Annotated in this window: 17 protein-coding genes and 2 pseudogenes; 10 read left to right on the forward strand and 9 right to left on the reverse strand. The window is 55.1% G+C overall.

Translation table 11 applies throughout. From position 1 onward, the window contains the following. Positions 1-3 precede the first annotated feature (3 nt). From nhaA to ACMGGS_RS06855, 3 genes and pseudogenes are all read left to right on the forward strand, one after another. Positions 4-1,185, forward strand: coding sequence for a Na+/H+ antiporter NhaA (nhaA, locus tag ACMGGS_RS06845; protein WP_414166214.1), 1,182 nt, complete (start codon positions 4-6; stop codon positions 1,183-1,185). 92 nt (positions 1,186-1,277) lie between these two features. Then, on the forward strand, positions 1,278-2,054 hold the full coding sequence (locus tag ACMGGS_RS06850; RefSeq protein WP_414165518.1) for an MBL fold metallo-hydrolase: 777 nt from the start codon (positions 1,278-1,280) through the stop codon (positions 2,052-2,054). Between the two features lie 15 nt (positions 2,055-2,069). Next, positions 2,070-3,023 (forward strand): annotated as a pseudogene (locus ACMGGS_RS06855) (GlxA family transcriptional regulator). On the opposite strand, the gene ACMGGS_RS06860 reads toward ACMGGS_RS06855, so the two are convergent. Further along, positions 3,014-3,172, reverse strand: a complete 159-nt coding sequence (locus tag ACMGGS_RS06860; protein WP_414165519.1) for a hypothetical protein — start codon at positions 3,170-3,172, stop codon at positions 3,014-3,016. The pseudogene ACMGGS_RS06855 and the gene ACMGGS_RS06860 sit on opposite strands and share 10 nt — an antisense overlap. Then, positions 3,153-3,548: a cupin domain-containing protein gene (locus tag ACMGGS_RS06865; protein ID WP_414165520.1), complete on the reverse strand. Its 396-nt coding sequence runs from the start codon at positions 3,546-3,548 to the stop codon at positions 3,153-3,155. The genes ACMGGS_RS06860 and ACMGGS_RS06865 overlap by 20 nt, the downstream gene beginning before the upstream one ends. A 148-nt stretch (positions 3,549-3,696) precedes the next feature. Here ACMGGS_RS06865 and ACMGGS_RS06870 point away from each other — a divergent pair, with 148 nt between their 5' ends. Next, positions 3,697-4,587, forward strand: a complete 891-nt coding sequence (locus ACMGGS_RS06870; RefSeq protein ID WP_414166215.1) for a LysR family transcriptional regulator — start codon at positions 3,697-3,699, stop codon at positions 4,585-4,587. A gap of 4 nt (positions 4,588-4,591) precedes the next feature. Here the strand turns inward: ACMGGS_RS06870 and ACMGGS_RS06875 are convergent, their stop codons facing one another. After that, on the reverse strand, positions 4,592-5,647 hold the full coding sequence (locus ACMGGS_RS06875) for an NAD(P)-dependent alcohol dehydrogenase (protein WP_276160657.1): 1,056 nt from the start codon (positions 5,645-5,647) through the stop codon (positions 4,592-4,594). A 145-nt stretch (positions 5,648-5,792) separates the two neighbouring features. Further along, positions 5,793-6,032, reverse strand: a complete 240-nt coding sequence (locus ACMGGS_RS06880; protein WP_414165521.1) for a type II toxin-antitoxin system Phd/YefM family antitoxin — start codon at positions 6,030-6,032, stop codon at positions 5,793-5,795. Between the two features lie 288 nt (positions 6,033-6,320). Here ACMGGS_RS06880 and ACMGGS_RS06885 point away from each other — a divergent pair, with 288 nt between their 5' ends. Continuing rightward, the gene (locus ACMGGS_RS06885; RefSeq protein WP_414165522.1) at positions 6,321-7,535 is read left to right on the forward strand and encodes a diguanylate phosphodiesterase; all 1,215 of its coding nucleotides are present in this window, start codon (positions 6,321-6,323) and stop codon (positions 7,533-7,535) included. Here ACMGGS_RS06885 and ACMGGS_RS06890 read toward each other — a convergent pair. Further along, on the reverse strand, positions 7,532-9,310 hold the full coding sequence (locus ACMGGS_RS06890) for a diguanylate cyclase (RefSeq protein WP_414165523.1): 1,779 nt from the start codon (positions 9,308-9,310) through the stop codon (positions 7,532-7,534). The two genes, ACMGGS_RS06885 and ACMGGS_RS06890, sit on opposite strands and share 4 nt — an antisense overlap. A gap of 398 nt (positions 9,311-9,708) precedes the next feature. Between ACMGGS_RS06890 and ACMGGS_RS06895 the strand changes: the two genes are divergently transcribed. Then, complete coding sequence (locus ACMGGS_RS06895) at positions 9,709-11,694, forward strand: ligand-gated channel protein (RefSeq protein WP_414165524.1); 1,986 nt, start codon at positions 9,709-9,711, stop codon at positions 11,692-11,694. A gap of 44 nt (positions 11,695-11,738) precedes the next feature. Here the strand turns inward: ACMGGS_RS06895 and ACMGGS_RS06900 are convergent, their stop codons facing one another. Continuing rightward, positions 11,739-12,521: an SDR family oxidoreductase gene (locus tag ACMGGS_RS06900; protein WP_414165525.1), complete on the reverse strand. Its 783-nt coding sequence runs from the start codon at positions 12,519-12,521 to the stop codon at positions 11,739-11,741. Positions 12,522-12,557: 36 nt separating this feature from the next. Between ACMGGS_RS06900 and ACMGGS_RS06905 the strand changes: the two are divergent. Together ACMGGS_RS06905 and ACMGGS_RS06910 are read left to right on the forward strand one after the other, a co-directional pair. After that, positions 12,558-12,779, forward strand: a pseudogene (locus tag ACMGGS_RS06905) (cupin domain-containing protein); the annotation flags it as partial. Between the two features lie 126 nt (positions 12,780-12,905). Next, complete coding sequence (locus ACMGGS_RS06910) at positions 12,906-13,175, forward strand: helix-turn-helix transcriptional regulator (RefSeq protein WP_414166216.1); 270 nt, start codon at positions 12,906-12,908, stop codon at positions 13,173-13,175. Positions 13,176-13,216: 41 nt separating this feature from the next. On the opposite strand, the gene ACMGGS_RS06915 is transcribed toward ACMGGS_RS06910, so the two are convergent. After that, a complete protein-coding gene (locus ACMGGS_RS06915; RefSeq protein ID WP_414165526.1) occupies positions 13,217-13,573 on the reverse strand; it encodes a MerR family transcriptional regulator in 357 nt (118 codons plus the stop codon). A gap of 85 nt (positions 13,574-13,658) precedes the next feature. Here ACMGGS_RS06915 and ACMGGS_RS06920 point away from each other — a divergent pair, with 85 nt between their 5' ends. Continuing rightward, positions 13,659-14,546 (forward strand): alpha/beta fold hydrolase, encoded by an 888-nt coding sequence (locus ACMGGS_RS06920; protein WP_414165527.1) that lies wholly within the window; start codon positions 13,659-13,661, stop codon positions 14,544-14,546. A 94-nt stretch (positions 14,547-14,640) separates the two neighbouring features. On the opposite strand, the gene ACMGGS_RS06925 is transcribed toward ACMGGS_RS06920, so the two are convergent. Continuing rightward, entirely contained in the window at positions 14,641-14,946 is a 306-nt protein-coding gene (locus ACMGGS_RS06925; protein ID WP_414165528.1) for a SymE family type I addiction module toxin, read from the reverse strand. Between the two features lie 126 nt (positions 14,947-15,072). Here ACMGGS_RS06925 and ACMGGS_RS06930 point away from each other — a divergent pair, with 126 nt between their 5' ends. Next, positions 15,073-15,270 carry a toxin-antitoxin system HicB family antitoxin gene (locus ACMGGS_RS06930; RefSeq protein ID WP_194207622.1) on the forward strand — a complete coding sequence of 66 codons (198 nt, stop codon included), beginning with the start codon at positions 15,073-15,075 and terminating at the stop codon, positions 15,268-15,270. A 43-nt stretch (positions 15,271-15,313) separates the two neighbouring features. Here ACMGGS_RS06930 and ACMGGS_RS06935 read toward each other — a convergent pair whose 3' ends face one another. Next, on the reverse strand, positions 15,314-16,351 hold the full coding sequence (locus ACMGGS_RS06935) for a virulence RhuM family protein (protein ID WP_414165529.1): 1,038 nt from the start codon (positions 16,349-16,351) through the stop codon (positions 15,314-15,316). Positions 16,352-16,660 lie beyond the last annotated feature (309 nt).

A 16,660-nucleotide genomic window follows, 5' to 3' on the forward strand; every position in this document is an offset into this window, starting at 1 on the left:
GTAATTACCCGCATCACACGACGCCAGGCCAGAGCGCTGGTCTCGATGTTTCAGTCGGCTTCTGCCGGAGGGATCGTCCTCATCATTGCGTCGGCGGCAGCCATCGCCGTCGCTAACTCGTCGCTGGTCGAAATATATCGCTGGCTGCTCCATTACTCCATCGCCGGGTTGAGCCTTGAGCTATGGGTCAATGATGCGCTCATGGCCATTTTCTTTCTGCTGGTGGGGCTGGAGATCAAACGTGAACTGCTCATCGGCCAGTTGGCGACCTGGGGACAACGAGCGCTTCCCGGTCTGGCTGCGCTGGGCGGGATGGCGGTGCCGGCACTCATTTACCTGGGCTTTAACCTCAGCAATGGCGAAACCATCGCAGGCTGGGCGATCCCTTCTGCTACGGACATCGCCTTTGCACTGGGCGTGCTGGCGCTGCTCGGTAGCCGCGTGCCGATCTCGCTGAAAATTTTCCTTTCCGCGCTGGCGGTTCTTGATGACATGGGCGCAGTTATTATTATTGCGCTGTTCTATACCGGTGGGATCTCTGCCGCGATGCTGGCGGCGGCGGCGGGCATTGTCGTACTGCTTATGGTGATGAACCGAATGGGCGTAAAACGCCTCACCCCTTATTTACTGGCGGGGGCCTTGTTGTGGTTCTTTATGTTGCAGTCCGGCGTGCATGCCACTATCGCAGGGATTTTGCTGGCGCTGTTCATTCCGCTCAAGGGTAAAGATGAACAGCAGGACGCGCCGCTGGACAAACTTGAACATGCGCTTTCACCGTGGGTGACATTCCTGATCCTGCCGCTGTTTGGCTTCGCCAACGCGGGCGTATCGCTGGGCGGACTGACGATGGACGATCTGCTTTCGCCGGTGCCGGTTGGCGTGGCGCTGGGGCTGTTCATTGGTAAACAGATTGGCGTGTTTGGCATGGCGCTGTTGGCCATTAAGACCGGTCTGGCTCCGCGACCCCATGGCAGCTCGTGGTCGCAGATCTATGGTGTATCAGTGCTGTGCGGCATCGGTTTTACCATGAGTCTGTTTATCGGTAACCTGGCATTTGCCCGTTCGCCGCTGTTGGTGGATGAAGTGAAAATCGGCGTGCTGGCAGGCTCCATTGTGGCAGCGCTGGTCGGTATGCTGATCCTGCGTTTCTCATCCTCCAGAAACGAGTCGCACAAGGCACATTGACCCGATTCCATCGTTATATGCCCAAACGCCTGCGGTATGCCGCAGGCCATATGTTTATGCTTTCTCCTTAATCACCTGATGCCGGAGCAAAGATGAACATCACGCAAATACGTAACGCCACCCAACGTATCACTTATGGCGGGAAACGCTTTCTCATCGACCCGATGCTGGCAGAGAAAGAAGCGTATCCCGGTTTCGCCGGTTCCGCGCGGGCTGAACTGCGCAACCCGCTTACCGCATTGCCTGTTCCGCTGGCGACGTTGCTGGATGTGGATGCGATAATTGTCACCCATACTCATCTCGATCACTGGGATGACGCTGCCGCCGCGCTGATCCCTAAATCAATGTTGATTTTTGTGCAAAATGAAAGCGATCGGGATCTGCTGCGGGAGCAGGGATTTAGCCAGCTCAAGGTGCTCGGCGAGACGACGCACTTCGGCGATATCACCCTGATCAAAACTGACGGGCAGCATGGTTCCGATGAAGCTTATGCGAATGCGGAACTCGCCGCGCGGCTTGGCGATGCCTGCGGTTTGGTCTTTATGCATCCGCAGGAAAAGACGCTTTACCTGGCTGGCGACACGATCTGGGTTTCGCCGGTGGAAACCGCGTTGCGTCAATATCAGCCGGATGTTGTCGTGCTGAACGCCGGATGGGCGCATATTATTGGCGTGGGAGCGATCATCATGGGAAGTGAGGATTTGCTCAAAACGCATCGGCTTGTGCCGCAGGCGCGTATTATTGCGAGCCATATGGAGGCAGTAAATCACTGTCTGCTGACCCGGGCGCAGTTGCGCGAGTATGTTGATGCCAACCAGTTTGGTGACAGGGTGAGCATTCCGCAGGATGGCGAAACCGTTACCTGTTAATCCCGGAGAAGAATAATGTCAGCGCTGGCCGTCGCCCTTGTCGTTACACCGAATTTCAGCCCGTTTCACCTTTCCGTACCGTGCATTCTTTTTGGCAACGGCATTGCCACCCGAAAACTGTTCAACCTGAAAATATGTGCGCAAACGCCAGGCTCGGTGAACTCGGCTTCGGGATTCTCAGTGGCGGCAACCCACGGCTTTGACGCCATTGCGCTGGCCGACATTGTGATCGTACCGTTCTGGCATAGCGTCAACGAGCGTCCACCGCAGGCGCTTCTCGATAGCCTGGCGGCGGCGCACCGTAACGGCGCGCAGGTGGTGGGATTGTGCCTCGGCGCGTTTGTCCTTGGCTATGCCGGGCTGCTGGACGGTCGGCACGCGGCGACCCACTGGGAGTACGAGCAGGATTTTCAGCGGCTTTTTCCGCAGGCGCAGTTAGATATCAACGCGCTTTATCGCGATGATGACCGGCTGATCACCTCTGCGGGCACGGCGGCGGCGCTTGATTGCTGCCTGTATATCATTCGCCAGCGTTTCGGTAGCACGACGGCGAACCAAATCGCCCGGCGGATGATTGTGCCGCCGCACCGCGACGGCGGGCAGGCGCAGTTTATCGAGCACTCTGTACCGCAAACGACCCAGGATGTACGCATCAATGCGTTGATTGAGCATCTGCGGGATAACCTGAACCAGCCTTATGATCTCGACGCTCTGGCGGCGTTTGCGTCCATGAGCCGACGCACGCTGACGCGACATTTTATGAAAGCGACCGGGCAGACGGTCGCCGGGTAGATCGGTAATGAACGCTTACGCCGCAGTCAGTTGCTGCTGGAGAGCGGCGATCTGTCCGTTGAGCGGGTGGCGGAATACGTTGGCTTTCAGTCGGCGGTGACTTTCCGTCAACAGTTTAAACGCCACTTCGGCGTCAGCCCTGGCGAATGGCGCAAAACCTTTCGCGGTCAGGCGTAGCGCCGAGGCATCTTGCCCGGTGGCGCTTCGCTTACCGGGCCTACGGTTCTAAGCACCTGTAGGCCGCGCAAGCGCAGCGCCGCCCGGCAGGCCAGCACGCCGATGCCGCGCATTTTCCCCCAAACACCCTTACCGCCGGTACTGCTCATCGGTCACTTTCTCCATCCACGTGACCGGGCTACCGTCTACCGCTTCGGCAATGGCGATATGCGTCATCGCATTCTCCGGCGTCGCGCCGTGCCAGTGTTTCACCCCTTCTGGTATCCAGACGATATCGCCCTGATGCATCTCCTGAATCGCCTCGCCCTCACACTGGATCCAGCCTTTGCCCTGCGTCACAATCAACGTCTGGCCCAGCGGATGCGTATGCCACGCGGTGCGTGCGCCAGGCTCAAAGGTCACCGTCGCGCCGCCAACGCGAGCGGGTGCATCGGCGCTAAAAGGCGCATCGATACGCACGCGTCCGCTAAAATACGCCTCTGGCCCCTGCGCTGAGGCGATGGATCCGCTACGAATAATTTTCATGTTTTTCTCCAGCATTAGACTCGTGCTTTAAGCTTACGCATTCCGGCGGCGAAGCATTACCCGCCTGGCCGGGAATGGACCTATGAATTTAATTCATCACTGCGCGCGTTATACTCATCCCATCCCACGATTGCCCTGCGTAACCAACATGCTGAAAGAAAATTTTAACGATCTGATCGCCTTCCTGGTGGTGGCGCAGGAAAAGAGTTTTACCCGCGCGGCGGCGAAACTGGGGCTTTCCCAGTCGGCCCTCAGCCACTCCATGCGCGCCCTTGAAGAGCGAATGGGCATCCGCCTGCTGACCCGTACCACCCGCAGCGTCTCGCCGACGGAGGCGGGAGAACGGCTGATTGAACGTATTGGCCCGCATTTTCAGGATATCGAAAATGAACTCAGCAGCCTGAAAGACATGCGTGACATTCCGGCGGGCAATATCCGTCTCACCGCGGGCGAGCATGCGGTGGATTACGTGCTATGGCCGGTGCTGCGAGATTTTATGGTCCGCTGGCCGGACATTAACGTAGAAGTCACCGTGGACAACGCGCTGATGGATATCGTTACGCAGCGCTTCGACGCCGGTATCCGGCTGGGGGAGGCGGTGGCGAAGGATATGATCGCCATTCCCGTCAGCCCGCCGATGCGGATGGTGGTCGTCGGTTCGCCAGCGTACCTCCGCCAGCGCGGGACGCCCGTGGTACCTGCGGATCTTCAGCAGCATCGCTGCGTCAACATGCGGTTGCCGACGGCGGGTGGCCTGCTGCCGTGGGAATTTTCACGCGACGGAAAAGCGCTGAAGGTCAGGGTGGAAGGTCAGTTAACAATCAACGCGTTGCATCACCGTATCGAAGCCGCCCGCGCCGGAATGGGGCTGGTTTACATTCCGGAGGATAGCGTTGCGCGGGAGATCGCCAACGGCGAGCTGGTCCGCGTGCTGGATGAGTGGTGCGAGCCGTTTCCGGGATATTATCTCTACTACCCCAGTCGCCGGCAGCACACCACCGCGTTTTCACTGTTCGTTGAGGCTATGCGATTGCCTTAACGGATCATGCTTGCAGCGTGGCCATATCGATCACAAAGCGATATTTCACATCGCTTTTCAACAACCGGTCATAGGCTTCATTAATTTCATCCATGCGGATGATCTCAATGTCTGACGTAATATTGTGCTCGCCACAAAAATCCAGCATCTGCTGGGTTTCTTCAATCCCGCCAATGCAGGAGCCGGAGACGGAACGGCGTCCCATAATCAGCGGCAGCGTATTGAGCGTCGGGTCGACATCACCCAGCAAACCAACGAACACCAGCGTGCCGTCGAGGGTCAGTGTCGGCATATAAGGGTTGATATCATGTGCGTAAGGCACAGTGTCGATGATTAAATCGAACTGGCCTTTTACCGCGTCCATCTGCTGTGCGTCAGTGGAGAGCACCACATGATGCGCCCCCAGACGCCGCGCGTCGGCCTCTTTGCCAGGCGAGCGAGTAAACAGCGTGACCTCCGCGCCCAGCGCGTGCGCCAGTTTCAGCGCCATATGCCCCAGACCGCCTAACCCGGTCACCGCCACTTTACTGCCTTTGGTCACGCCCCAGCGGATCAGCGGCGACCAGGTAGTGATCCCGGCGCAGAGCAGCGGCGCGACCGCTTTCACATCAAGGCTTTCCGGGATGCGCAACACGAAATCCTGGGTGCAGGTAATGGAGCGGGAATAGCCGCCGTAGGTAGGGCGATGGTCGTGGGGATCAACGCCGTTATATGTCTGCGTGCAGCCCGCTTCGCAATACTGTTCCAGTCCGGACTGACAAGGGGAACACTCGCGACAGGAATCGACCATACAGCCAACGCCAACCAAATCGCCGGGTTTGAATTTTGTCACCTTGTCGCCCACCGATGCCACACGCCCGACAATTTCATGGCCCGGTACGACCGGGTATTGGCTGAAACCCCAGTCGTCACGCGCCTGGTGGAGATCGGAATGGCAAACGCCGCAGTACAGAATGTCGATGACCACGTCATCTTCACGGCGATCGCGACGTTCAAAATGAAAAGGGGCCAGCGGCGCTTTTGCTGACTGCGCGGCGTAGCCGAGGATAGTAACCGTCATAGTAACTCCTGCTTTCAAGGGACGCGAATACCTGAGACGTTAAGGATAAGGGCCTTCAGGCGAGGGGATAAGCCGTTAAAAACAACAAGAGGTGATGAAGTACATTCATGAATGAATGTCCGGACCGTATTTATCTTAGTTCGCCTTATCGGGAGAAGAAAGCGTCTCCATCAACGGTATTACCGGCTGCAATATCCTGTTGGGCGCGGTGAAGCTTCTCCTGCAAAAGCTGACGTTTTAGCGCTTCCATGTGTTCATAGTCTTCAATAGAAATCACTACCGCAACGGGCTTACCGTCCCGGCTAATTTGAACGGGTTCACGCTGCGCTTTAAGCAGTAGATCGCCAAACTGGGTTTTCGCTTCGTTAGCGGTAAGCCTATGCATAAGGTTGGCCTTTTCGATTGAATCGTTCGATTCGTTTATTATAATCGTGTTGCCCTGCATGCTTTACCTCTTTTATCTCGCCGCCCTGTTACTAGCAGTGATTATGGGTTGCCTGGAGTAGCGTTCAACGCCCGAACCTGAATTCAGGAAGATGCCTCGCAAATATTCGCTGGATCCTGCGCCCCCCATACCTAAATTCTCAGAAATCACGTATTCACCGTGTGACATCTCTGGCTGTGTGTTAAATATGTTATATGACCTTTTAACATTACTCAGGGACGCTTCACGGTGCTTACGACGCTTATCTACCGAAGCCAGTTAAATTTATCCTGCGAAACGTTTCCTCTTGATGCGCTGGTGGAAAAAGCGAAACGGAGCAACGCGGCGGTTGACGTCACGGGCATGCTGCTGTTTGACGGTTCACACTTTTTACAGGTGCTGGAAGGCCCGGAAGAGACGCTTGATGCACTGTTTTCTAAAATTAGCCAGGATATCCGACATCAAAACGTGGTAGAGCTGATGCGGGATTACGCTCCCCGACGGCGCTTCGCGAATGTCGGGATGGTGCTGTTCGACATGCGCCTGGAAACACCGCAAGTCATTCTGGATTCTGTTTTGCGCTACGGGAAACTGAAAAGTTATCTGGCGTCTGACGATCGGGTATTCAAGTTTATTGAAAGTTTCGCGACTACCGAGCACAGACCGCAAGCCGAAGTACGTTTTGATCCAGGCCATTGGGCGCTGGAGCCAAAAAAGCCGCCTTTCCAGTCGCCATCACCGCAGCTGTGGCCAGGGCAAATGTGCCAGTTTGCGCTTCAGCCGATTGTCGAGCCGCTGGGGCGTACAATTAGTTCGCTGGAAGCGCTGGTGCGCAGCAATACTGGCGGCAGTCCGGAACACTTTTTCTCAGCGATCCCCGACGATCAAATCTATGAAGTCGATCTGCAAACCAAAGCTTACGCTTTTGCGCTGGCTGAGAAGATCGGCATTGGCAACCATAAGATCGCCATTAACTTACTGCCGATGTCGCTGGTGTATGTGCCTGGTGCCGTCGAGTTTTTGCTGGAGAAAATTGCGGAGTACGGACTTAGCCCGGAGCAGGTGGTTGTGGAAGTGACCGAGAACGAGGTGATTTCAGGCGTTCGGGAATTTACTCGCGCGATAAAAAAACTGCGCGCCGCCGGCATTGGCCTGGCAATTGATGATTTTGGCTCCGGCTACGCGGGACTTTCGCTGCTGACCAAATTCCAGCCCGACAAAATCAAAATCGACCGGGAAATTGTGAGTAATATTCACCTTAGCGGCCCCAAGCAGGCAATCGTTAATTCGATTATTAAATGCTGCTCGGATATGCAAATTACCATCGTCGCTGAAGGCATTGAGCGGCTGGAAGAGTGGTGCTGGCTGGAATCTGCGGGCATCCGGCGCTTCCAGGGATTCCTGTTCGCCCGCCCGCTGTTGAATGGCGTTAACGACATTCACTGGCCGACCTTTAAGCTTTAAGACGCTTTTTTGGCGACCACAATCTGATTTCTGCCGCGCTCTTTTGCCAGATACAGGGCGAGATCCGCCGCCCTGACCAGATTACTTTCGCGGGCGTGCGTCGGCCAGGTTGCCAGCCCGATCGACACCGAGATCGGCCCGACATCGTGAAGTTCATATAACATCCGGTGCTGGCCAACGTTATGCAGGATCTGCCCGGCGATGCTTTTGGCCTGCGCCTCGTCGATATCCGGCAGCAGAATTAAAAACTCTTCTCCCCCGTAACGGAACGCCACGCTGGCGTCATCCAGCAGCTCACTGATGATGCGTCCGGTTTCCCGTAGCACTTTATCGCCCGCGCCGTGGCCCCAGGTATCATTGAGTTTTTTGAAGTAATCAATATCGATCATCAGGCAGCTAACGCAGCTTTTTTTGGTCTCGGCGCGTTCGATCAGGCCGCGCAGCAACTCTTCCAGATTATGACGATTACGCAGGCCGGTCAGCGGATCGTACATCGCTTTTTCGGTCAGCGTATCGCGCAGTTTCTGGTTCACGAGTGCCAGCGAGAGCGTCTCGGCCATCAGTTCAAGGTAGATATACGGCGGCTCTTTCTCATTGATATGATTATCAAAGGTCAGCAGTCCGATGGTTTTATTCTGCGCAATCAGCGGCACGCAAATCGCTTTTGTCGCTACCTGCGGCGGGTAATGTTCACAGGGCATATCCACACTGTCTCTGGACGGGCTATGCAACTGTCCGCGCTTGAGCGCCCAACAACACTCTGGCTGAAAAGGGGTATCTTCTCCCGCTGGCGAGAGCCAACTGGCCATACACTTCATGGTATTGTTTTGCGGATCGAGAATATACAGCCGTCCGCCCATCTCCGGCACGATTTTCGGCGCGAAGAGGCTGACAACCTTGATGATGCTGCGGTGAGATTCGCATCCCTGGAGGCGCTGCGTCATCCGCGCAAGTAGGTTGCGCGTCACCCAGTCGGCATCGCGCTCCTGCTCCAGTTGTTGCCGGACCATACCATTTTCCCGAAAGATGCGTATCGCCTGCGCCATATCGCCAATCTCATCGACCTGCGCATACAGGGGGGCTTCCACGGCATAATCCTGTGTCGCCAGCCGGTTAACCACATCGCTCAGGGTCACTACCGGGCGTAAAATCCGGTGCTTGATGATAAATCCCAGTACGAACAGAAACAGCAATGCAGTCAGGCCGACCATGATTTCTGACAGGGTGCGCAGACGTTGTGAAAGGTGGGTCGCTTCGGCAATCGTCGCTTCGGTTCGCTGAGTAATCAGGCTTTCAAAATGGGTAAACCGGTACTCGACCTGCGATAATTGCTGTTCATAATTCTCGCCAAATAACAGTTCAATAGCTTGCGTATCTCGTCCTTGCTCAAGCGCGGTAATCGCCTCTTGTTGTTCGTCTTCCAGCGTTTTTAGCAAGGTAATACCGTCGCGCAGCAATATAAGTTCTTCAGCGGAAGCGCCTATGTCATTCAATTTCGCTACATGCTGCTCCAGCCGGGACTCCTGTGCCATTCCGGCTTTCCAGGCCTGAATATTTTCCGGCGCTTTTTTGATGACCGATAAGCGGGCAAGATCGGTTTGCGCAAACGCATCTTTCTCCAGTTGTTCCGTTGCCGCATCAAAATCCCGGCTTTGCTTCACTGCAGCTCGCTCCGCCTTGTCCGCACTGGAGGCCATAAACAACGCCACGCCGGAGGCGAGCGTCAACACGACGGTGGCAATATAGGCGAAATTAGTAATCGTTGCGATGCGCAAAGCGGCCTCACAGGGGCAAATAACGAGTGGATTATTATCAGTTTACTTTAAATTTGAGAAAGCACGGGATTTGAAGGATGACTGCTTTTAAAGAAATAAAAAAACAGGGCGCCCACCCTAATAAAACGCGGGTAAAAGATTATTTCTCCTTAAATAATGCTACGCCATGAACCGTTGCTAAATAATAACACCTCTAAAACAAGTGGTTATTTGCGCCCCCGAGAAAAGCGTGATCGGGATCACGTTACAAACGCTAACAATTCTCATTAATGTTTACATTCTCATCTTTGTTGCCTAAAATCGCGCCGTTTCGCTCTACATAAATGCTTTTTATAAAAATTTTGTACTTTTTTTACAGCACGCTCTTTTGCCAGTGCTTTTTATTCTAAGGAATGAAAATGACAATATCTCGCGTTAATTTACTTGCCGCAGCGGTCTCACTCGCCACATTCTCAGCCAGCGTCTATTCTGCCGATCAGGATACTATGGTGGTCAGTGCCACCGGCTTTGAACAAAAAATCCAGAATGCGCCCGCGTCTATTTCCGTTATTTCCAAAGCCCAAATAGAAGATAAAGCTTATCGCGATGTTACCGATGCGCTAAAAGATGTTCCAGGTGTCGTGGTCACTGGCGGTGCCAGCAGTAGCGATATTAGCATTCGCGGCATGTCTTCCCAGTACACCTTATTCCTTGTTAACGGTAAGCGTATTAGCACCCGCGGTACGCGCCCGAACAGCGATAATTCCGGTATCGAACAAGGCTGGCTTCCACCGCTGGAATCCATCGAACGCATTGAGGTTATTCGCGGGCCGATGTCATCGTTATATGGTTCCGATGCGATGGGTGGCGTAATTAACATCATTACCAAAAAGGTGTCAAATACGCAGGCCTGGACTGGTTCTCTGCACGGTGATGCAACGTTCCAGGAAGATAATAATTCAGGCGACTTATTCCAGACCGACGCCTATGCCTCCGGCCCGATTATCGACGGCCTGCTGGGAGCAAAAATTACCGGCCTGCTGTCGCGCCGCGCCGAAGACCAGATCGTCAACGGCTATAACGAGCAAAAATTACGTAACGGCGGCGTGACGCTGAATTTCACCCCGGACGAGAAAAACGACTTTGACCTCGACGTGGCGCGTGAATTACAGGACCGCAACAGCACACCGGGCAAGTCGATGGCTGCGGAGACCTGCCGCGGCAACACCTGTACGCCCAACAGCCCGAGCAACAGCCGCTATGAGCACACGACTTATGCGCTCACCCACAACGGCTATTACGACGACTTCAACACCACCAGCTATCTCCAGCAGGAAAAATCGACTAACCCCGGTCGTGAAATGAAGTCGTACAACACCACGTTTAACAACCAGAACCAGATTTTCCTCGGCGATCACACCCTGACGGTGGGCGGGCAGTATCGCTATGAAAAACTGAACGATAACGGCAACCAGCTGGAAGCGGCGGACGGTCTGAATAAACTGACCCGCTGGAGCTGGGCGCTGTTTACCGAAGATGAGTGGGCGATGACCGACAGCTTTACCCTGACCGGCGGCCTGCGCATGGACAAGGACGAAAACTACGGCACCAACTGGACCCCGCGCGGCTATGGCGTCTGGCATCTTGCTGAACAGTGGACCCTGAAAGGCGGCGTCTCTGCGGGCTATCGCGCGCCGGATCTGCGCCAGTCCTCGGCCAGTTGGGGACAGGTGACCGGCGGCGGACGGCTCGACGGCATCATCGTCGGCAACCCGGACCTCAAACCGGAAAAAAGCCTGAGCGAAGAGATCGCGCTGCTGTGGGATAACAACGACAATCTCAACGCGGGCATCACCCTGTTCAATACCGATTTTAAAGACAAGATCACCGAAGTTCGCCGCTGCAACAGCAGTGCCGATCCAGCCTGTACTATTGGCAACCATAGCTACGATTTCGTCAGCGATCGCGTCAACGTCGACAAAGCAAATATGCGCGGCGTGGAATCCAGCTTCGGCTGGAAAATCGTGCGCGACCTTAACCTGACGGCGAACTATACCTTTACCGAATCCGAGCAGAAAAGCGGTCAGTTCTCCGGCCAGCCGCTGAACAAAATGCCGAAACACATGTTCAACACCACCCTGGACTGGCAGGCCACGCAGGATGTCGGCTTCTGGAGCCGTCTGAACCTGCGCGGCAAAACCTCGGAGTACCTGAGCCGGACGTCAATGGCGCAGGGCACGCCGTCCTATACGCAAATCGACCTTGGTCTGCGTTACAACGCTAACAAAAACCTGCTGGTCTCCGCCGGGGTGTATAACGCGCTGGATAAGCAAATCGACTATGACACGTATGATACGGTGCTCGACGGTCGTCGTTATACGGTAGGGCTGACGTACAATTTCTGACGAGGTAAAAGGCGGGAGCGATAGCTCCCGCCCTGCGAATCGCCTTAATCCGGCCGACGCGGCGGGTTACCAAATTCCTCCGCTCGCCCGTCATTCAGCGCGGTAAACACAGCCGTAAACTTCTGCGCCTGTTCCGCAAAACGCAGCCTTTTAGCCGCATCCACCACGATTTCCCCACTCTCCGGCGGCTGCGCCAGCAGAGCCATTGTTTGATCGAGATAGTCCTCCAGCGGCATCGCCCGTTCATCAAAACCCCGTTCCCCCTGAAGCGCGGTTTGGACCCACGGCGGAATAATCTCCAGCACCCTGACAGGCGTGTTTTGCAACTGATAGCGCAGCGAAAGGGTATAAGCATGCAGCGCCGCTTTGGTCGCTGAATAGGTCGGTATCATCGCCTGCGGCACAAACCCTAACGCCGAGGTGACGTTGATAATGGTCGCAGAAGGCTGCGCCAGCAGGTGCGGCATAAACGCCGCGATAAGCCTGACGGGGCCGAGAAAATTGCTGGTAACCTGCTCCTCCGCCCGCTCTACCTGACCAAGATGCAGATTTTCCACGCGCTGAACCCCGGCATTATTGATGATGATATTCAGCGCGGGATAATCGCGGATCGTCTGCCGGGCACATTCCACGATCGCCTGCGGATCGCTTTGGTCCAGCGTTACTGCGGCCAAGCCGGGATTCAGTGCTACCACCTCATCCAGCGCCGCTTTCCTGCGCCCGGCAATAATCACCTTATTCCCTGAAGCATGCAGTCTTTCTGCCAGACCACGCCCGATGCCGGAGCCGCCGCCGGTAATTAAAATCGTATTGTTCTTCAGATTCATGGCTAACCTCATCAGGAGAGCGATGCCGCCGGAACGGTCATTATTTCCGGCGTATTTCACTTTGGCGATCGCAGCTATACGCCGCTGTTATCCGGTCTGCCGAAGGTGCTGCTGTTGCGCCAGGATAATGCCGGCCCCGAACAACACGCCCTTGCGCAAATTGTCTCCCTGCTTGACCGTGAAATCAGCAGCGACCACATGGGCAGGGGAACGGTATCTGCCCATCTGACCGATATTCTGTTCATCTATGCGTTGCGCGCCTGGCTGGCGACCGATGCCCGATCCGGCGCGCCAGGGCTGCTGCGGGGGCTGGCCGACCGCTATATCGCCAGCGTCCTTCAGGAAGTGCATCAGCGTCCGGAAGCCCACTGGTCCCTTGACGCCATGGCCGCCACCGCAGGGCAATCGCGCTCGCGCTTTGCTGAGCATTTTCGCACCGTGATGGGAATGCCGCCGCTGACCTACGTCACGGACTGGCGGATGCGCCAGGCGGCCCGCCGTTTGTTGATCTCCGGCAGCCGTCTCGCCAGCATCGCAGAACTGGCGGGATACCGTTCTGAGGCATCATTCAGCAAGGCGTTTCAGAAATGGGCAGGGTGTACGCCTGCGCGGTTTCGGCGGGAAAGGGGGATGGCGAGCGACGAGTCCATCTAAACGCCAGAACCTGAAAAATCAACCGGAGAGGGAATCGCCGGTTAGTCGTTTTTACCCTGTCGCAACGTTTCCATTAATCGCGCCCGCCGACATTCCAGGTCACTAATCTGCCGTTCGATCTCCGCCAGCCGTTTATGCTGAATAGCCTGGGTTTCCGGGCAAAACGCCGCGCCTTCAATTAACCGCATGCAGTCTGGAAAACTACGGATTTCCGCGATGCTGAACCCGGTGCCGATCAGCCGCTGGATCTGTCGCACCTGCGCAACAGCCTCCTGCGGAAAATAGCGGTAGCCGTTACAGGCGCGGGTCGAAGTCAGCAGACCGTGACTATCGTAATGCCGAATCGAACGCACGCTGACGCCCGTCTTTGTTGCCAGCTCGCCAATGGTTAACTGCATAACCCACCTCTGTGAATGCCGCTTGACTCTGACATTAATGTCAGGGTTCAGCATAGCGCGGGATCACTTACCAGAGGAGCTTTTTATGTGGTTATTCATTTTTCGTCGTACGGTCGTTCCGCTTTTCCTGCTGCTGTTTTCTGCGGCCCTGTTTGCGCAGGTAAAAAACTATACGGTTACCGCGCCTGACGGCGTCACGCTGGCCGTCCAGGAGAGCGGCAACCCGAACGGCAGGCCGGTTATTTTTATTCATGGTCTGCTGGGCAGTCACCTGAACTGGGAAAAACAGACAGAAGACGTACAACTGCAACGCTACCGGCTGATTACTTTTGATCTGCGTGGTCACGGACTCTCCGGTAAGCCGCAGCAGGAAAGCGCTTACCGCGACGGCAGGCGCTGGGGCGATGATCTGGCGGCGGTCATTGAGAGCAGTCATGCTGATAAGCCGCTATTGGTTGGCTGGTCACTGGGAGGCGTGGTGATCACGCGCTATCTGGAAGCTTATGGCGATGCCCGCATCAGCGGCGCGGTCTACGTCGACGGCGTGGTGGAACTCGTTCCTGAGCAAATAACGGCGCATCCGGAGGTTTACCGTGACATGACCGCCAGTGATTTAAAAACCCACCTTGATGGTGAGCGTGCCTTCCTGCGGCTCTGTTTCTATCAACAGCCGGACAACGGGACATTCGGGCGACTGCTGGCAAATGCCGCTCTTGCCGCATGGCCGATGCAGCGCGCCGTGCCGTCAATAAGCGTTTCTCTTGAAAAATCACTCAGGCCCGCCCGCGTGCCTTTACTGTTTATTTACGGCAGGCATGACGCGCTGGTCAATCCGCAGACCTCGCTGGCGCGGGCGAAGGACGTGAATCCGCGCATTCAGTCGGTGATTTTCGATGACTCCGGCCATGCGCCGTTTATGGAAGAAAGCGAACGTTTTAACCGCGAGCTGAAGGGGTTTATTGAGAGGCTGTAGGCATTATTTAACTGGCGGTTTAGCCGGGAACTATCAGCAGTTGTTCGGTAAAACCGAACAACTGCGTTTTACGCTGGTGGCCTTAAAGGCGGTTTTAGCCAACCGGGCTGGTTTCAGCGGGCAGAAGCATTTTTCTCAGATCGTTTAGCGTTTGTTTGGTCTGCCCCAGCTCTTTCGTCAGGCTTTCTTCTTTATCCGACAAAGCTACCAGCACAAGACAGCCGGGCATCACCTTAAGCGTGTAGTGGTTGCCAGTCTCAAAGCCCGCCTCGCGCAGCCATTTGCCGGACAGCGTGATGCTCGGCGTGCTGGTATCAAGACATTTTGGACGATAGCCCACAATAAACGTGCGCTCGGGTTTGGTTGCGGGAAGGTCTGAGGTAGAATGCGAGTCAGCCATAATCAACTCCTTGATAGTTGGTGAGGTTAGACGCTCCGGTTGTGTTGCTGCACATCGGAGCGTTGTCTGGACGGCGTACTATTAAGTACGTACTTAATACACGTAATCTAAACTTCGCGTACGTACATGTCAACAGAAAAAACCAGACGAGATAAGAGTCCAAAGGGAAGAGGTTTATCTCCAACCTTTCAAATTCGTATAACGCCAGAGTTAAAGGCGCAGTTTGAGGCGGCGGCGGCAGAGGAAGGTGTGAGTCTGGGAAACTGGCTTAAAAACTCTGGCCGTGAGGCTTTACGTAAGAAGGGCGTGGAACCAAAGGAATAGCTTGCGGCCATTAACCTGCTTTTGCATCCGTCAGTAGCCGGTGTTAGCTTTTCTTTTCTTTGTCCCACTGTAGCAAAGCGGCAATATCTTTCTCACCTTCAGCTTCTTTTAAGCGCCGCCGTTGTTCGGCAAAATTAACATATTGCGCCTGCGCTTTTTCATCTGCCATTTTCTTACTGATCGTTCCCGCGCCTTGCAGAACCTCGCGGTCGTTGAATTGCAGGAACTGATCCAACTTAACCTGCCAGTCATGCAGAAAGACCTGCTGACGACGACGAGCCTGATCTTCGGCAAAATCCAGCCACATATTAACCACGCGGTTAAGCTCGCTAACTTCATCCTGGTTAAGGTAGTTTTTTGCCACCGTCACATCACACTTCCGTACCTCTTCGCCCTTATAGCTGGTCAAGCCCATATGTGGTTTGCTGGCGTCAGCACGTTTGTGGATGAGTTCCGCAGCGGTATGACCGGTACAGGCGAAATGCAGCTTGTTCTGGATGGTTTGAAAAAACTGTGTGGTTTCTTTTAGTGAGGGTTGATAGTCGGCGGCTAAGGCAAAAATCTCCCGCACCCGCAAATAAACCCGGCGCTCACTGGCACGAATATCGCGGATGCGTTCAAGCATCTCGTCGAAATAGTCAGGCACAGCAGATGAACCCACGGGCGGATTTTTTAGCCGCTCATCGTCCATCACAAAACCTTTGATCAGGTATTCCTGGAGCGTCTGGGTTGCCCACTGGCGGAACTGAGTGCCTCGTTGGGAGCGAACGCGATAGCCAACGGCGAGAATAACGGGCAGGCTGTAATGGAGCCTGTTGCGGCTTACCTGGCGACTCCCTTCAAGTTGAACTTGTAAGTAAGGCTTACAGGTTGCGTTTTGTTCAAGTTCGCCTTCATCGTAGATCGCTTTAATGTGTTGCGTCACGGCCTGGGGGGTGATCTGATACAGGCTGGCAATGGTTGCCTGAGACAGCCACAGCGTCTCTTGCTCAAAGCGACATTCAACGCGCACTTCGCCGTCATCACTGGCAAACAGAATAAATTCGCCCGCCGGGGATGGGGATAAGTTTTTATCTGTCATGCCGCCTCCATTTTCATCTTACTCACAACGCCGTAGTTCACTTATTATGCCAGAGATTGAGGGGGTAAACTCTGGCATCTGACTCTGCGGCGATGCGGTAATTTATCACTGCAATGTTGACGTGTTTCGGCTTTCCATTTTCCTTGTGGAATTACCGCAGGGCACATCGACATACCCTGACTGACCTTGTATGCCGGGCATGAACTTGAAACGGCGCTACGGGTACGTGTGGGGCGCTGGTCAGATAAAGATTCGCGCGCGGCGGCGTGCCCGAAAGCGAGACTGAGCTTACAACAGGCTATGTGGAGC

It is taken from the genome of Superficieibacter sp. BNK-5, assembly GCF_047456055.1.
Classification (GTDB): domain Bacteria; phylum Pseudomonadota; class Gammaproteobacteria; order Enterobacterales; family Enterobacteriaceae; genus Superficieibacter.

Excerpts from the sequence above, each read along its gene's own strand:
- ACMGGS_RS06925 (WP_414165528.1), bottom strand. The coding sequence starts at position 14,946 with ATGGCTGACTCGCATTCTACCTCAGACCTTCCCGCAACCAAACCCGAG.
- ACMGGS_RS06915 (WP_414165526.1), bottom strand. The coding sequence starts at position 13,573 with ATGCAGTTAACCATTGGCGAGCTGGCAACAAAGACGGGCGTCAGCGTG.
- ACMGGS_RS06880 (WP_414165521.1), bottom strand. The coding sequence starts at position 6,032 with ATGCATAGGCTTACCGCTAACGAAGCGAAAACCCAGTTTGGCGATCTA.
- ACMGGS_RS06860 (WP_414165519.1), bottom strand. The coding sequence starts at position 3,172 with ATGAGCAGTACCGGCGGTAAGGGTGTTTGGGGGAAAATGCGCGGCATC.
- ACMGGS_RS06870 (WP_414166215.1), top strand. The coding sequence starts at position 3,697 with ATGCTGAAAGAAAATTTTAACGATCTGATCGCCTTCCTGGTGGTGGCG.
- ACMGGS_RS06935 (WP_414165529.1), bottom strand. The coding sequence starts at position 16,351 with ATGACAGATAAAAACTTATCCCCATCCCCGGCGGGCGAATTTATTCTG.
- ACMGGS_RS06930 (WP_194207622.1), top strand. The coding sequence starts at position 15,073 with ATGTCAACAGAAAAAACCAGACGAGATAAGAGTCCAAAGGGAAGAGGT.
- ACMGGS_RS06875 (WP_276160657.1), bottom strand. The coding sequence starts at position 5,647 with ATGACGGTTACTATCCTCGGCTACGCCGCGCAGTCAGCAAAAGCGCCG.
- ACMGGS_RS06920 (WP_414165527.1), top strand. The coding sequence starts at position 13,659 with ATGTGGTTATTCATTTTTCGTCGTACGGTCGTTCCGCTTTTCCTGCTG.
- ACMGGS_RS06895 (WP_414165524.1), top strand. The coding sequence starts at position 9,709 with ATGACAATATCTCGCGTTAATTTACTTGCCGCAGCGGTCTCACTCGCC.
- ACMGGS_RS06865 (WP_414165520.1), bottom strand. The coding sequence starts at position 3,548 with ATGAAAATTATTCGTAGCGGATCCATCGCCTCAGCGCAGGGGCCAGAG.
- ACMGGS_RS06910 (WP_414166216.1), top strand. The coding sequence starts at position 12,906 with ATGGCCGCCACCGCAGGGCAATCGCGCTCGCGCTTTGCTGAGCATTTT.
- ACMGGS_RS06900 (WP_414165525.1), bottom strand. The coding sequence starts at position 12,521 with ATGAATCTGAAGAACAATACGATTTTAATTACCGGCGGCGGCTCCGGC.
- ACMGGS_RS06850 (WP_414165518.1), top strand. The coding sequence starts at position 1,278 with ATGAACATCACGCAAATACGTAACGCCACCCAACGTATCACTTATGGC.